The organism is Sulfurisphaera tokodaii str. 7, assembly GCF_000011205.1.
In the GTDB taxonomy this organism is placed as follows: Archaea; Thermoproteota; Thermoprotei_A; order Sulfolobales; family Sulfolobaceae; genus Sulfurisphaera; species Sulfurisphaera tokodaii.
In genome coordinates this window covers 875,554-890,354 of sequence record NC_003106.2, presented here as the reverse complement: position 1 = coordinate 890,354, position 14,801 = coordinate 875,554, and the positions used below count along the sequence as shown (strand labels likewise).

Sequence of the window (14,801 nt, the reverse complement as noted above, 5' to 3'; positions counted from 1 at the left end):
CCTTAAATACCCTTCCCCTAATGAATAAAAATTTATAATGAGAAAAAGCTAATGAAAGAGGATGAAATTTTGTCCAAGATGCGGAACTGCTAATCTTGACATAGCGAACTACTGCAAAAAATGTGGAACATATTTAAACAATATTTGCCCAAGATGCAGTTATCCTAACAAACCAGAAGCAAACTTCTGTGCAAAATGTGGTTATTCACTAAAGACCAGACAGCTTATTCCAGCAATGCAAACTATAGTCCAGCAACCTACTAGGAGAGTAACCACAATACAAAGCAGAAAAGAAGAAAAAAAGAAATTAATAATCATATCAGCAATAGCTATAGCCATAATACTTATACTCTTAATACCCTTATCAAATATTAACGTTCATGATGAAGTGATAGGCGTACAACCACTAACAACGTACGAAATAGATAACATATTAGGCGGAAACTGGGTCACATTAGGACCAGAATATACTTCAGACGCAATACAAATATCAAGCATAATGCACTTTCCACTATCACAAAATATAACAGCATATTATCAATTCTTTGGCTTCTCAGATTATAATCTAGTGGTACTTTACATAAACTTCTCATCTAATAAATTAGCTAAGGCGTTTTACTTAAATTATACAGAGAAATACCACGGAGTGCAGACTACACTCAATACATACCCACTCACTATATTACAATCAACAAATATAATAGCTGAAATAACAGAGTTCGGACCTTATATTATATACATAGAAGTTTACTCATTACATGGAGAGCAATTAAACTATACAACAACTCAAATAGAAAAACTAATTAACTATATGGAAATAACTTGATTTTTATAAAAACAATTGTATAAAAAATTACTTACTTAATACAATCTCTCTCCCATTCTTAATTTTAGAAATGGGTACCGATGAAAACATCTTAACTACATCCTCTAAGGACATTCCCTTAGTTTCTGGTATAAAGAAGTAAACAAACACTAACGCTACTAAATCAAGTATAAAGAATATAAACATAGAACCGCCTAATCCTACAGTAGATAACATTACTGGAAATACCTCAATTAAAGCAAAATTAGCTAACCAATCAATTAAAGCACCAATGGCTGCCATCCTACCCCTAATTCTAGTATCAAAATACTCAGCTTGAATCAACCAGCCAGTACCACCAACACCATAAGCAAAGAAAATTATAAAGCCAGCAAAGGAGATGAGCAAACCAATATCAAAACCGAATAGCGTTGAAATACCACCTATCAAATCAAATATCGCCATACCAATATATGCTGAAATACCTAAAGTCCTTCTTCCAATCTTATCAATATACCTAAAAGCAATATATGTAGCTGCAACATTTATAACCGCTAAAATAGTAGACTCAAGAACACCATCAATAGCACTATAAACCGGATTGGTAGTTGAAGAGAAAATATGAAGTTTTGAAAGAAGTATTGGACCATAATAAAATGGTACATTAATCCCAGTAATTTGTTGGAAAACTAACCATAAACCAACAAGAAGTAAGGCTTTCTTAGCAGCAGTATCTAACTTAATACTCATCTCACTTTGAATCTCCGTTCTAGTTCTCTCTAAAACATCATCAGAAACACTTATACCAAACTTTGCTAATTCCCTCTTAAGCTTATCAAATTGTCCAGTATAAATTAACCACCTTGGGGACTCTGGCATCATGAACCTAAATATTAAACCTATAAGAGCTGGAACAGCTGCTAAGCCTAAAATTAGCCTCCAATCAAAAACATAAGCTAATGATGGTAGAAAATAAAGAATTGCAGAACCCACAAGATAAGAACCTAAAATACCAATAGTTATCATCCACTGTTGCATAATCGCTAGGGAACCTCTCTTATCTTTAGGAGCGTATTCAGTTATATAAGCAGTAGCAACAGCAGAATCAGCACCAATAGCAATACCTATAATAGTCCTCATTACAAGTAACATAATACCATTAATAGTTAAAGCAGAAAGAACAGCTGCAGCAGTATAAATACCAGCGTCTAAAATCAGAAGAGATTTCCTACCGTATCTATCGGTATAAAAATAGGCAATAATAGCACCAATAGCAGCTCCTAAAGAGGCACTGGCAATCTCATAACCTAACAGAAAACCAGAATAGTGATAAGGAGCAAACTCCGCTGCAGTACCAATTACTGCAGTATCATAACCAAACAGAAAACCACCAATAGCCGCTAAAATAGTTATAATCCAGTAAAGTCTGGTTACCTTTCTAGAATCTAAAACTTTTAACAAATCTTCATAAGACGACATTAGAAAATATTTTTTATTTATATATTTTAAATCTTACTCTAATTGATTAGCGAGTAGATACTCCATTTAAATAATATTGTTTTATTTATACATTCCAAATAAAGTATAAAATTAACTATATTGAAATAAATAAAAAATATGTTTATGAATTATCTATTTCTTTAATAAAATTTTTATCGTAAACTTGATTTTATATGTTCCTTATATAATTTTAATCAAAAATCAGTATGCTATTAGATTAATCTAACTAGTCTTTTAATATCATTTTTTAGAATTAGAACATTTTCCTTAGTTAATCTTCCTTCATGAAATCCCTCAACATGCAATATCCAGGCTGAAATCCATAACGTTCTTATATCTGGATAAATTTTTTCAAGTTCATCAATATAATCGAAATAAAGCTTTGAGTTCCAGTGACCTATTTGATTTACTTTAAGAATAGTTTTTATAGAATTTTTATAAGAGAGGATTTTTATTGCCTCTTCAGCAGCCTTATAATACTTCTCACAAGCTTGAACAACATCACCCCTAAAAAGCAACTCATCAGCTTCTTTCAATAATCTTTCTATTGAATCTTTCGTTAGCAACTTGAACTAATTTAACTATATTTTCCCTATATTTCTTTACTTGTTGAGGATCAAGACTTACCGTTACCAGCGCTACAGCTGATCCCCAACTTTCAATTATCCATTTGCCAAGTATTGATGATAACTCAAAGACTGCCTTATTGATTATTTCAGTATTCCAATTTTTATTTAAAACTTCGTCAATTATGTTTTTTTCAAGAATAATACTAGAGAGGATTTTTATTGCCTCTTCAGCAGCCTTATAATACTTCTCACAAGCTTGAACAACATCACCCCTAAAAAGCAACTCATCAGCTTCCTCCAAATAAACATCAGCAGAGGTTTTCAAAATCTGCATTAATATACATTAGTCCTACCTCGAATAAATAAATTACCATATACTCTTCGAAAAGAGTTTATTTTGTGATAATAACCATAAGATTACTATATTACTCAAAGAGATATAGAGCAATTTGAAATACTCCATCAAGTTTTCATGAATTCTCTTATATAGTAGTAAATAGCATTACTATAAATTTTTTATGAGTTTACTTTACATTGCTTGATTTGTAAAATGACTATCACAAAAAGGAAAAACACTTTTTATACTTCGCAATTCATTAGTTATATGAAAGGCTATTATTTACATCCTGACATAAGGGGAAATCTAGTAGCCTTTACTTCAGATGACGACGTTTGGTTAATGACATTAGAGGATATGAAACCAATAAGGGTAACTAGCGGACAAGGAGTCGCAATAAGACCAAAAATAAGCCCAGATGGAAAGAAAATCGCATATACTATTATTTGGTTAAGGAAAGGTAAAGGTGGTGGAGACATATTTATAACGGGAAACGGTGAAACTAAAAGAATTACATTTTTCGGCAGTATGAATACTAGAGTTTTAGGCTGGTTGTCAGATGACGAAATACTCGTCTTAACTGATTTCCATACGCCCTTCCCACAATGGAGTGAGACATATAAAATAAACATAAATGATGGAACAATGGAGAAGATACCCTTCGGCCCTATTTCTAACATTGCAATTTCTGGGGACATTATAGTTATAGCTAGAGGCTATCAGGACTTACCATTCTGGAAGGGTTATAAGGGTGGAACTAAAGGTGAGTTTTTGATATCTTACGATAAAGGAAACACGTGAGAGCGTCCAATGTGTAATTAACGTAATTTACTTTATTAATAAATTTTTATAGAAAAAGCAAGAATTACAGAACCCAATTGGATAATAATACTTAAGGGGGATTACGCCTAGGTTATACAATGGGCATCGAAATTTACCAAAGCGTAATCCCCCAAAAATATTTGGGTTGGAAGAGTAAATATCTTTTGGATTGCGAGGAGATCTTGAAAGAGCTAGATGATGTGATCAGAAGGGAGTTCGAGGGTTTCAAGTTCACTCAATATGACCCCTTGACTTACTTGAAGATGCTGATTGTTATGGTACTCTATAGAGAGTCTTATAGGGGGACAATTGAACTCGCAGCTACAAATATTGTGGTAAAGCGTTTCCTCAAAGTTAAAGAAATCCCATCAAAGTCCTCACTACACTGGTTTGTCCACAAGTTTAGTGACAGAATAAGGGATTTACTCCTCAAGGTATTCAGAAGATTTGAATCACTCGTTGAAGAAGAACAACTCCCAACACACCATCTACTAGCAGAGGAGAAGTTTGGAAGGGATATAAGGTTGCTTGATAGTTTTCCCGTTGAGTTGCCTAATGGTAAGAAGAGTATTGAGACTCATATTGAGAAGTTATTGCTTGATTTGAGGGAGATTGATTCTAAGAGGAAGCCTCATGAGGTTCTTGCTTCACTTGATGAGGGAAAGAGGGAGGAGCTTTTTTCTCATTTCCCTAGGGATTATACTGTTAGGGAGCATGAGGGGAGTTGGGGTAGGAAGTGGGGTAAGGCTTGGTTTGGGGGGAAGTGTTTTGCTGAGGTTTCTTCTAAAACCCTTATGGTATCTAAGGTTGAGTTAGTTTTAGCTAATGTTTCTGACTCGAGGTCTCCTATTGTGCCTAATGTGGTTACGCTTGTGGATAGGGGGTTTGTGGAGAGGGGTAAGGTAATTAGGGCTAGAAAGGGTTTGGGAGTTTTGAGGAGTGGTGTTGAGTTTTTTGGGATTTTCCTCAAGGAGCACATGAGGTGTTTTGCTAGGAGTTTAGAGGTGTTGAATACTTTTGCTAATCTCGTAGGTTTAGCTTATAATATTCAGCGGTTTAGGGCTCTTAGGAAAAGGCGTGTCCTACACTAGAAAAACTCGGTGGGAAAGCATGTTAGAAAAGTTCTCTCAGCTTGGGTTATCGAAAATTGCGAGATTATTTGCAATTGCATTTAATAAACTGATTTTATATTATCTCACTCGTAGTAATTAAGTGAATTTAATTCTAAGCAAACGTGTTTTATAACTTTTTACTTTATTTAGTTATTCACGTTAATTACGCGTTGGACGCTCTCACGAGAAATTATCAAATAACTATCCCCTCCACGATTAGGAATAGGCTAAATATTCGAGTAGGTGATAGACTGTTAGTTTATGTCGAAAACAACAGAATAATTATAGAAAAGAAAAGTGGAAATATTGCATCATTAGGTCTTAGGTTAGGTAGGAAGTTTACTGATGAGGATATTAACAAAATTATAGCAGAGGCTGGAGAGGAAATTGGAAGAGATAGCAGTAGTTGATACTAATTTTGTGATTGCGGTAATTTTTGAAGATCATATTTTTCATAAATTAGCAATAAAAGATTGGGAAAAATTACGCAAAGCTTACTTACCCATAATTGCGATCTCTGAACTTGCATACTTTCTAATAAAAAACGGGTTTAGCTTAAACGATGTTATTGATAACGTTTTATCTGATCCAAAGATAGAAGTAGTTGAAAATACCTTAGAGGACATATATTTCGCAATTAGAAACTCACCTAAATCATATGATGATTTTAATGACTATATGATAATTTCTCTGGCTAGAAGATTGAAGCTTAAAATACTTACTTATGATCATAAAATGAAGAAAAAAGGTAGTAGATTAAATGGTTAGTCTCTTCTAATAGCGTCAATTACTGTGAGTTTTGATGCTTTCCAAGCTGGATATATTCCAGCAATTAAGCTTACTATTATAGCTACAGCTAAAGCTATTGCAATAGCTTCAACAGATATTATAGGCTTAAAGGTAAACGATGATATAGAACTAGCCGCTCTTCCAAACCCTCTACCTCCAAACCCTGCTCCAAATCCTCCTCTACCCGCCGCTCCAAATCCTTCATTACTATTCGGAATAGACGTGGTACTTGTAAAAGACGAGATAATGTCGAAGAATGATGTTCCGATTAAACCTACCAAAATCCCTGCAATTCCACCTAATAACCCAATTATTCCAGATTCTGTAAGGAAAACGAGCAGTACGTCCCTAGTGGTTAAGCCTAATGTTTTCATTATTCCTATTTCTCTAATCCTTTGATAAACTCTACTTAACATTATACCCATTATTCCTATTGCTCCTACAAATAGAGATATTGAGGCTACTGAAATAAGTAAGAAGCTAAATCCACCAGTTATCGTTGATACAGTGTTGATAAGTTGCTGAACTGTAATTACACTAAGCTCATTACCATAAATATCCTGAATTAATGTAGCCACGGTATTTACATCATTAACACTATCAGCCTCTATAATTATCTCACTATATGTTGTTCTATTTAAGATAGCCATTGCCTCACTTAGTGGTAAGAATATTGATGTTTCAGAGTTTGACAACGGATTTGCACCAGAAGGAGATAAAACACCTACTACTTCTATAGGTACTGTCTCATCTCTTCCAATTTGTACTGTTATAGTATCGCCAGGAGTTATAAATACTCCGGGCAAAGGATTAGCAACTTGGGATCCAATAACTGCTTCTGGTGTTGTAACTGGCGGATATATAGTGCCAGATGTTAATAATACTTGACCTAATAACGCTGAAAGGTTATTAATTCCTATAATTGTAACTCCCATACTTTGTCCCTCAATATTTATTGATCCAAATCCGCTAACAATTGGGTAAATTGCTTCTATATCTGGTAAACCTTCAAGGCTAACTACTGTAGCCTGTGTTAAACCTTCACCTCTAGCCGGTAAAACTAAGATAGTTTTAGGACCTAGGGATTCGACTATTGAGAGAATTGACTGGCTAACTCCTTGAGTAAAGGCTACTAAGATAGTAACGCTAGCAACTCCTATTAAGACTGCAATTACAGCTAAAATAGCTATAGCTTTTCTTGATATTAAACCTTTGTACGCTAACCAAATTATATCATTGGCTTTCATTCTTTTCTCCTCCTCCTTAACACTAATACTACGACGACTATCACTATAACTACTAGTATAAGTATTCCTATAAGAGTAAAGAACCTACCATGAGTAGTTGTACTATGAAAAGTAAGAGTTGTAAAAGCTTCTGATGAATTTGTAACGTGAATTGTAATGTTTGAATATGTATGAATCACTTGACCAATATCATTAGTGTAAACGAATTCAATTGGTACTAGAAATACTCTTCCAGTAAAGTTAGCAAAGCTTCTAGTAAAGCTAGATGGATCTGAAAAACCATTAAATGCTGTTCTGTTAAATGCAGTAACATTAAGTATTCTAAATGCAAAGGTAAATGTTGATGATGTATCTGGACCTAAGTTACCCACATAATAGGTATTTTGTCCTACGACTTGTAATCCTCTTGTTGGTTCTGCAATAACAGTTAAACCATTAGCACTACCAGTGCCAAAGTTATAAATTGTTCCAGTTACTGATATAATTGTACCTACATTAAGTGTAGTTACACTAGTTACTACAAGATCTACTGATCCTGCGGCAAGTGAATTTATTAATTCTTCAGATTCTTTTTGCTGTCCAGATATGTAATAAGACATACTTGCGCTTATGCTTACAATTCCTGTAGTTCCAACATATACTTTTATTGGAATAGATAGTGTTTCTAATGGTTTTAATTCTGGTAGTGTTATAATGGTATTATTTACGTAAATTTCTCCTTGAGACGAAAGGGAAATGGTAACATTATAAATAGGTTCGTTAAGTGTATTCGTTATAAGCAATTTAGCGTTTTGTAATATGTCATATGTTAGAACAGTATAGTTTAATGTAAGTAAGATTGGAACTGATGGTGCGTTAAGTTGACTGAAATAGATTGGTATGTTCAACTCCTCTGAATTTTGAACAAGCGAATCAAAGTATGACACACTCACTGTTAATGTGTATGTACCGGGAGAAGAGGAGAAAAGCTCTATTGGAACTGTGTAATTTCCGTGTGGACTAATTGTGTGGATTTCAAATACTGTATTATTTAAGTATATACCTTGAGAAGATAAGGATATACTCACATTATATAATGTTGTATTTAATGTGTTTTGCAGAATTAACTGTGTGCTTTGGAATTCTCCTGGTGATAAAATTGGTGGGTTTAAAGATATTAAGATTGGTACGTAATTCTTACTTGCTACGTAAAATCCTAATTCTTGAGAGTATTGTGACTCTTCGTACATACTATTCAAATAGTTTAATGAAATTGTTATAGAGAGTGAATTCCCTTGAAGTGCCTCTGGTATAAATAATTCGATTGGTATTGAAACACTTTGCCCGGCTTTTATTTCTGGAATTTGACTTTTGTAACTTAGTATTGATGCTTGAGGAGAAGAAACTGATAAAGTTACGTTATAAATATTTCCACTACCTTGATTAGTGAGTAAGATAGTAACGTTATTTATGCTGTTAGAGTATAAAATAGAGGTTAGAGGTGTAATTTGAATTTCATTATTTCCCATGGCAATTAATGTAAATGAGATATATTGTACTACACTAACTATTTCTCCTTCACCTTCAACGGCGTTCCAGATGATTTTAATGGGGAAAGTATATGATGTTAAATTAATGTTTTTAGTATTTAAAGAGAATGTTAGAGGTATAATTTCATTTGGTTGAACGCTTCCTCCATTAATAATTATCTCATTTCCTCCACTTTCATTAGTAAAACCTTGTGGTAAGGTTATAATTATTGAGTAACTGTTTATCTCCACTGGCCCGGTATATTCCAGCTGAAGGTTTATTGGTACATTATCTTGATAGGAACCTATATCATCTATTACGCTTGGGTTTAACAGTTTACCTTCAACAGTTTGATTACTGTTAATTGAAACGCTTACATTTAAGGATTTGTATAGAGTTCCGAATACTAACGCAGTTAGCTTTAACTGATATGTTCCTACTGTCGCGTTACTATAAACATTAGCTAACACTTGAACTGTGGCTGGTGTGGTTGTGGAAATCTCGGGAACTTTAACCTCCTTAGTCACAAATTGTATAGGGTAAGAAGAGTTTAAGAATAAAGTCACATCAGTTGCCGATACACTACCAGTATCATAAATTGTTATGTCAATTGGTACATCTCGTTCTCCAGGGAATAAAATACCGGATGCTTGGGCTGTAGCATATAGGTTTACATATCCTAAAACTGGTAGTTGGGCTGAAACTACGCAATCCGGAAATACAATGCTTGAGTTGTATATTGAAATGTAGAAATTATATACTCCCAGAGGTATTGAGGGAGATATATTGACTAGAAATACTAAGCTTAACTGTTGTCCGGGTTCAATTTTGCTAATTTCATAAGTTGTATTTGAAGTAAATGGTGATATTGCTGGAAAATTATAAGGTTTAATTATAACATTATATAAGGTAAACTCTCCATTATACGTTAACGTGACTTGTGCTGGTACTAAAGTTTCTCCCGGTGCTACGTTATATGGAGGTGTAACTTCCCATTGAGCTGTAGCTGAGAAGTTAGTTGAAGTAGTGGGTAAAGCTAAAGAAAGTAATGGTGAGATTAACAAGAATAAAACTAAAAGCAAACTCAGTCTTTTCATTTTTGGATCACCTCTTTTTCAATAAGTCCATCTCTTATGTATACAAGTCTATCCACGTACTTCATCATCATAGGATCATGAGTTGCCATTACTATTGTAACACCTTTCTCCTCGTTTAGCTTTCTGAGTAATTCAACGATTGCTTCTCCGGTTTTAGAGTCAAGGTTTGCTGTAGGCTCATCTGCTATCAATATTTTGGGATCATTAGCTAACGCTCTGGCTATAGCTACTCTTTGTTGTTGTCCAGCTGAAAGTTCGTTTGGTTTTTTATTTTTGAGCTCAAGCATTCCAGGTATCATGGATAATATTTCTTCAGCTTTTGCTTTTCTTTTACTAACTGGATATCCAGCAGCAGCTAATGCTAGCTCAACGTTTTCTAAAACAGTTAAGTATGAGATTAAATTGTAAGACTGGAAAACAAAACCAATATTTTTCCTTCTGAAGATAGCTCTTTTATCTTCATCGAATTTAGTTACATCTTTCTTATCTATTATGATCTTTCCTTCTGTAGGCGAATCTAATAATCCTATCATATCTAGTAATGTTGTTTTACCAGATCCAGAAGGTCCAGCAATACCTAAAAATTCTCCTTTATAAATCTTTAGATTAATACCACGTAAGGCTGGAAATTCGACGTTTTTTATTTTATAAATTTTCTTTAGGTTCTCAATTATTATTAATTCATCTTCACTCATATCTATCTGATAGATATATCTTTTCTTTATAAATTTATTGATAATAGTTTCGATATCTATATATTATGATATCAGTTTCGATAACAGATATAGTTTAGAAAAATGTATCATATTTTTACATCCTTGAAAAAATAGTAAAACAGCAAAGTTGCTATTAAATAAAGAGTTCCAGTTATAAAGAAAGGTAAGGAAAGGCTACCTAATTCAAATAAATAACCGGTAAAACTAGGTCCTACTGAACGTGGAATAGCATCTAATAGTTGTAACATACTATTAACCCTACCTCTTTCTTCTTCTCTAATAGCTTTCATGACGAAGGCGCTCATTAATGGTGAACTTAAATTCATCATTGTGTTTCTTAATACGTATAAGGATCCAGCAATTAGAATATCTGAGGAGAAGGGTATTAGAAATAAAATCAATATAGCCACTAGATGAGTGATGAAAATTGCTCTTATTCTCCCCATTAGCTTACCTAGATATGGGGAGAAGAGAAGACCTACTGCTAAAGAGAATTCTGAAATAGCATATATTGGAGAAAGGGATGAAGCAGAAACTCCAAACTTCAGGTTAAACCATAAGGACATCATAGGCAATAAGATTCCTGCTCCCAATCCAATTATTGCTTCAGTTGATAGTTTTCCGAGAAGTCTAAATGAAGAGATCCTTAATGAAATGACTTTAGTCCCTTTATATTTCTCGTTCACGGGGATTAACATAAGTGTTGTTATTACCACAATAATAAAGTCGGCAATAATTATTTCCCTATAATTTAAAATCGCGGGAAGTAGTGATCCTATAATAGAAAAAAGAGTATTAAGAGATGTTCTATATGCCATATCTTTATCAAGATCTTTTGATTTCTCAGCAATTATTGAAGTGACTAGTCCGTAACCTTGATTAGCAAAGAGATATGCAAAAGGAGAAAAGAGTAGAAGAAAGTAAGAGAGTGCACTTAGTCCCCTAGAAACAAAGAAGAACTTTTTTCTTCCGTACGCATCACCTAGAACTCCCCATAATAAGGATAAAAAGGTACTAGCAATAATTGAGCCGCTCAATATTTCTCCAATTAGTAATGGTGATAAGCCGAGAGATTTAAAGTACAATGCAATAATTATTATATTCGCTCCCCATATAATACCGTTAAGTGAGGAAGATAAAATCAGTAAAAAATTCTCCTTATCCATGTTTTTCAATTTAATTAGAACCTTAGAAGTTCGACCTTTATTAACTAAGTTTTTTGACTATTTCTTCCATACTATTTATTTTCCCTTTTATACAGCCTTTAACGACTTCTTCCAAGGACAAAGGCACACCTGAAGGCAAATCTATATTCCAGCTCTCCAATACCTTCTTTGCCTCATCAATTTTTAACAATGCATCCCTTATCTTATTATTGTTATATAGCTCAATTGTCTCATCAATTAGTTTTGCTGTAGGACTTACTTTACCTCCTGTAAGTAAATGATATGCAAGTATTCCAAAGGAGAAAATATCCATATCAGTTGTTGCTCCTAAACCTAAAATTGCATTTTCTATCTGTTTAGGTGAACTATATTCTGGGGTAATTTGCGTTATTTTTCCCCCAATTTTTGTTGCTGAACCCAGATCACCCAATTTTACTACTTGCGGTTTCACTGAAAGAAATGAAAGAATATCAGCAATATTGTTAGGTAGTGTTTCAGAAAAGAATATGTTCTGTGGTTTTATATCTAGGTGCACATATCCAGATTTATGAATGTGTGATAGTGCTAAGGAAACTCTAAGAAGGATAATTCTAACTAAATCATACCACTTTTTATCCGTGTAATAAAACTTCAAAAGATCTTTAACCGTACCACCTTCCATAAATTCCATAACAATAGAAGGTGGATATCGTAAATACGTTTCACCGTCTCCACGCATTATGCTTCCTATTTGATTAATATCTACAAAAATACCGAATAATTTAACTAAACCCTCATGGTTACTCAGTTCAATAAGGCTGTTTGACTCTTTAAATAAATCGATGAAGTCCCTAAGGGCTACCGTTTGGGATTTTGTGGGCTGTACCTTTAGAACTTTTATTGCATAATACTTGTTATCTTTTTCTCCCTTTAAAACGTAGCTCCCTCCACCTTCACCTATAATTTCTGAAATTTTATACCCATATACGTTCTCTCCAATCCAATTCATAGGATCCCAGTTGTAAACGTCAAATTGACTTTTTTTCCTCATCAATCTAGGTTCAAATTCTATTTCCACTCTTTGTCCTCTACTTGCCATCCCAGATTTAACCTTTGGTTCAAACAGTAGATCACCAATGATTATGTCTTCTGCAATCCAATTTACACTAACTGTTGAAGGGAAAATTGTTACCTCTTTTCCAGAGTATTTCTTACCGTCTACTCTCAGTACAATATCAGTTGGTATGTTTCTTCCAACAAAAGTAATTATGCATTCTGGATATTTAATAGGGTCTATGGACGTTACCTTAGTAAAATTAATGCTTATTATATCACCACCTACAGACTCGCCTACATATTTGTCTGGGACGTAGTATTGGTTTCCAACCTTTATCGGGCAAATTATCCATGTTCCCTTATCTGCAATAATCTCTGCATAATTTTCAGTTACAGGATATGTGCCGTTATTAAATGTTAGGTACCAAGTAGTACCGTTTGGAAGTCCTTGGACTTTAAATGCGATAACATTATAATCTAAACCTTTCAATGCTCTCACACATAGAAAACCAATATAAGCTGAAGTTGTTGCTAAAGGAATTAAAAGGAATGAACTTAATGGCACTCTAACTATTTCGTAACCTAAGAAGGTTAACAGAAATACAAGATCAGTAATTGAAACTATAAGAGTACCTACGAAGAAATTAAACAACACTACGAATGATAGCAGTAACACCACCGGGTACTCTATGGTTGGAAACTCTAAAATGCTGGATAGAAAGGTTAACACAAGTGCTATTTTAAGATATTTTCTATTAGTAGAGGAAAGAATTGAGAAAGGGATTGAGATTAATCCTAATAATTCTTTATGGAAACCTATACTGAAGATGAGAATGAGAAAGAGGTTCGCTATTGAAGAATAAAAAAGCTTCTTATTAATTATTCTCATTCGCATCACACATCAGTGCCGGTGGTCGTCAATCACCGTTCAGCATCCCAGCGCCTAAGTGTAAATTGTATTAATAATATTTAAATGTAGAGGAACCAACCAGCGTTTAAATCAAATAAAACCCCATAATCCTTTTTTATTTCTTCTTCAACTTTACGGATATTTTCTTTATTTCCGCTGACACTCAATCCTACGAGAATTCCATTCTCTCTAACTGGATGAAAAGAACAGCCATTTTCTTCTAGTTTAGCTAGATAAACTGCCAAAACCCATGCTTGTAAATGTGTAAAATCATTTCTTCTAAGTCTTAGATAATGTGTTTGGTTTAATAGCTTCAATGTCTTTACGTTAATTTCATACACTCTATTCTCATAATCATAATACTCGTCAAATGGAAATCTACCAATCATCCTTTTTACATATTCCCAATCCTTTTCTTCCTTCATATATGTTTCTCTTTTTTCTAAACCAACACCATATAAAAGCAAAGCCAAAGATATAGTGGGAGCCAAAGAACCATAATTCCTTTTATACTTATTAACGAGGGTGTATATTATTTCCTTATCAAAAGAAAAATAATCGGTAATTCTAATCCAATCTCCGTCAATATTATCAATCTTCCTCTCTTCTATCAGCTTTCTAATTTCAAGGTTTTCAACGTCTCTTTTTAGCAAACTTTTATTAATTTGCATATTCATATTATTGTATTCGTAATATATATTCATTACTAATCTTGTCTACATTTACTTTCCTAGGTGAAAGTTAAAAAAGATGAGGAAAGAAATTTAATTAATTCCTTTTAAAAATAGAAAATTATTAGTACTCATGATTCATTAATAGATCCTTGTTATACGTTATTCCTAGTTTAGTTGCAACTTTTATTTGATTCCTTGAAAACGTTAATAACTCTGCATTATGAGACAAAGCTAAGGCTAAAAATAATCCATCGTAAAGCGATATGTTATACTCGTTAGAAATTTCAAAACCTTCCTTTAAGTAGTTATATGCACTGTAAACTTTCATAGATTTCATAAGTTCGTTTACCGCGTCATATAATACCTTACTTTTCTCTTTATCTACTATTTTCTTCTTTTTTGCTGATGATATCACATTTAGAACCTCATAGTAAGAAATATCTAGAGTGATTCCGTTAGGAATATATTCAATTATTCTATCCCAATTTTCACCTTTCATTACAACTACAGATA

The 14,801-nt window shown here is 33.4% G+C and carries 15 protein-coding genes and 1 pseudogene; 6 read left to right on the top strand and 10 right to left on the bottom strand.

Features of this window, described 5'->3' with window-relative positions; genetic code table 11:
• The first annotated feature begins 61 nt into the window (after window positions 1-61).
• Window positions 62-826: a zinc ribbon domain-containing protein gene (locus STK_RS05050; protein ID WP_010978907.1), complete on the top strand. Its 765-nt coding sequence runs from the start codon at window positions 62-64 to the stop codon at window positions 824-826.
• A 27-nt stretch (window positions 827-853) separates the two neighbouring features.
• On the opposite strand, the gene STK_RS05045 is transcribed toward STK_RS05050, so the two are convergent.
• The 3 genes from STK_RS05045 to STK_RS05035 all read right to left on the bottom strand — a co-directional run bounded on the left by STK_RS05045 (window position 854) and on the right by STK_RS05035 (window position 3,208).
• The gene (locus tag STK_RS05045) at window positions 854-2,284 is read right to left on the bottom strand and encodes a sugar porter family MFS transporter (protein ID WP_010978906.1); all 1,431 of its coding nucleotides are present in this window, start codon (window positions 2,282-2,284) and stop codon (window positions 854-856) included.
• A 233-nt stretch (window positions 2,285-2,517) separates the two neighbouring features.
• Window positions 2,518-2,841 (bottom strand): PaREP1 family protein, encoded by a 324-nt coding sequence (locus STK_RS05040; RefSeq protein ID WP_084742628.1) that lies wholly within the window; start codon window positions 2,839-2,841, stop codon window positions 2,518-2,520.
• The gene (locus STK_RS05035; protein WP_010978905.1) at window positions 2,828-3,208 is read right to left on the bottom strand and encodes a PaREP1 family protein; all 381 of its coding nucleotides are present in this window, start codon (window positions 3,206-3,208) and stop codon (window positions 2,828-2,830) included. The genes STK_RS05040 and STK_RS05035 overlap by 14 nt, the downstream gene beginning before the upstream one ends.
• A 270-nt stretch (window positions 3,209-3,478) precedes the next feature.
• On the opposite strand from STK_RS05035, the pseudogene STK_RS05030 reads away from it, so the two are divergent.
• From STK_RS05030 to STK_RS05015, 4 genes and pseudogenes are all read left to right on the top strand, one after another.
• Window positions 3,479-4,009 (top strand): annotated as a pseudogene (locus STK_RS05030) (PD40 domain-containing protein); the annotation flags it as partial.
• A 122-nt stretch (window positions 4,010-4,131) separates the two neighbouring features.
• Window positions 4,132-5,124: an IS5-like element ISSto3 family transposase gene (locus STK_RS05025; protein ID WP_010978843.1), complete on the top strand. Its 993-nt coding sequence runs from the start codon at window positions 4,132-4,134 to the stop codon at window positions 5,122-5,124.
• Between the two features lie 191 nt (window positions 5,125-5,315).
• The gene (locus STK_RS05020; protein WP_052846437.1) at window positions 5,316-5,555 is read left to right on the top strand and encodes an AbrB/MazE/SpoVT family DNA-binding domain-containing protein; all 240 of its coding nucleotides are present in this window, start codon (window positions 5,316-5,318) and stop codon (window positions 5,553-5,555) included.
• Complete coding sequence (locus STK_RS05015) at window positions 5,533-5,913, top strand: PIN domain-containing protein (protein ID WP_232616520.1); 381 nt, start codon at window positions 5,533-5,535, stop codon at window positions 5,911-5,913. Before STK_RS05020 ends, STK_RS05015 begins: the two co-directional genes overlap by 23 nt.
• On the opposite strand, the gene STK_RS05010 is transcribed toward STK_RS05015, so the two are convergent.
• The 5 genes from STK_RS05010 to STK_RS04990 all read right to left on the bottom strand — a co-directional run bounded on the left by STK_RS05010 (window position 5,910) and on the right by STK_RS04990 (window position 13,380).
• On the bottom strand, window positions 5,910-7,181 hold the full coding sequence (locus STK_RS05010; protein WP_010978901.1) for an ABC transporter permease: 1,272 nt from the start codon (window positions 7,179-7,181) through the stop codon (window positions 5,910-5,912). The genes STK_RS05015 and STK_RS05010 overlap by 4 nt on opposite strands.
• On the bottom strand, window positions 7,178-9,787 hold the full coding sequence (locus STK_RS05005) for a COG1361 S-layer family protein (RefSeq protein ID WP_010978900.1): 2,610 nt from the start codon (window positions 9,785-9,787) through the stop codon (window positions 7,178-7,180). Before STK_RS05005 ends, STK_RS05010 begins: the two co-directional genes overlap by 4 nt.
• Window positions 9,784-10,482 (bottom strand): ABC transporter ATP-binding protein, encoded by a 699-nt coding sequence (locus tag STK_RS05000; RefSeq protein ID WP_010978899.1) that lies wholly within the window; start codon window positions 10,480-10,482, stop codon window positions 9,784-9,786. Before STK_RS05000 ends, STK_RS05005 begins: the two co-directional genes overlap by 4 nt.
• A gap of 107 nt (window positions 10,483-10,589) precedes the next feature.
• Window positions 10,590-11,669 (bottom strand): MFS transporter, encoded by a 1,080-nt coding sequence (locus STK_RS04995; RefSeq protein ID WP_010978898.1) that lies wholly within the window; start codon window positions 11,667-11,669, stop codon window positions 10,590-10,592.
• Between the two features lie 40 nt (window positions 11,670-11,709).
• Complete coding sequence (locus STK_RS04990; RefSeq protein ID WP_198429748.1) at window positions 11,710-13,380, bottom strand: protein kinase domain-containing protein; 1,671 nt, start codon at window positions 13,378-13,380, stop codon at window positions 11,710-11,712.
• A 31-nt stretch (window positions 13,381-13,411) separates the two neighbouring features.
• Between STK_RS04990 and STK_RS15170 the strand changes: the two genes are divergently transcribed.
• Window positions 13,412-13,567 (top strand): hypothetical protein, encoded by a 156-nt coding sequence (locus STK_RS15170; protein ID WP_198429747.1) that lies wholly within the window; start codon window positions 13,412-13,414, stop codon window positions 13,565-13,567.
• 106 nt (window positions 13,568-13,673) lie between these two features.
• Here the strand turns inward: STK_RS15170 and STK_RS04985 are convergent, their stop codons facing one another.
• Window positions 13,674-14,285, bottom strand: a complete 612-nt coding sequence (locus tag STK_RS04985; RefSeq protein ID WP_052846435.1) for a hypothetical protein — start codon at window positions 14,283-14,285, stop codon at window positions 13,674-13,676.
• Between the two features lie 124 nt (window positions 14,286-14,409).
• On the bottom strand, window positions 14,410-14,787 hold the full coding sequence (locus tag STK_RS04980; protein ID WP_010978895.1) for a type II toxin-antitoxin system VapC family toxin: 378 nt from the start codon (window positions 14,785-14,787) through the stop codon (window positions 14,410-14,412).
• Between the last annotated feature and the right edge of the window lie 14 nt (window positions 14,788-14,801).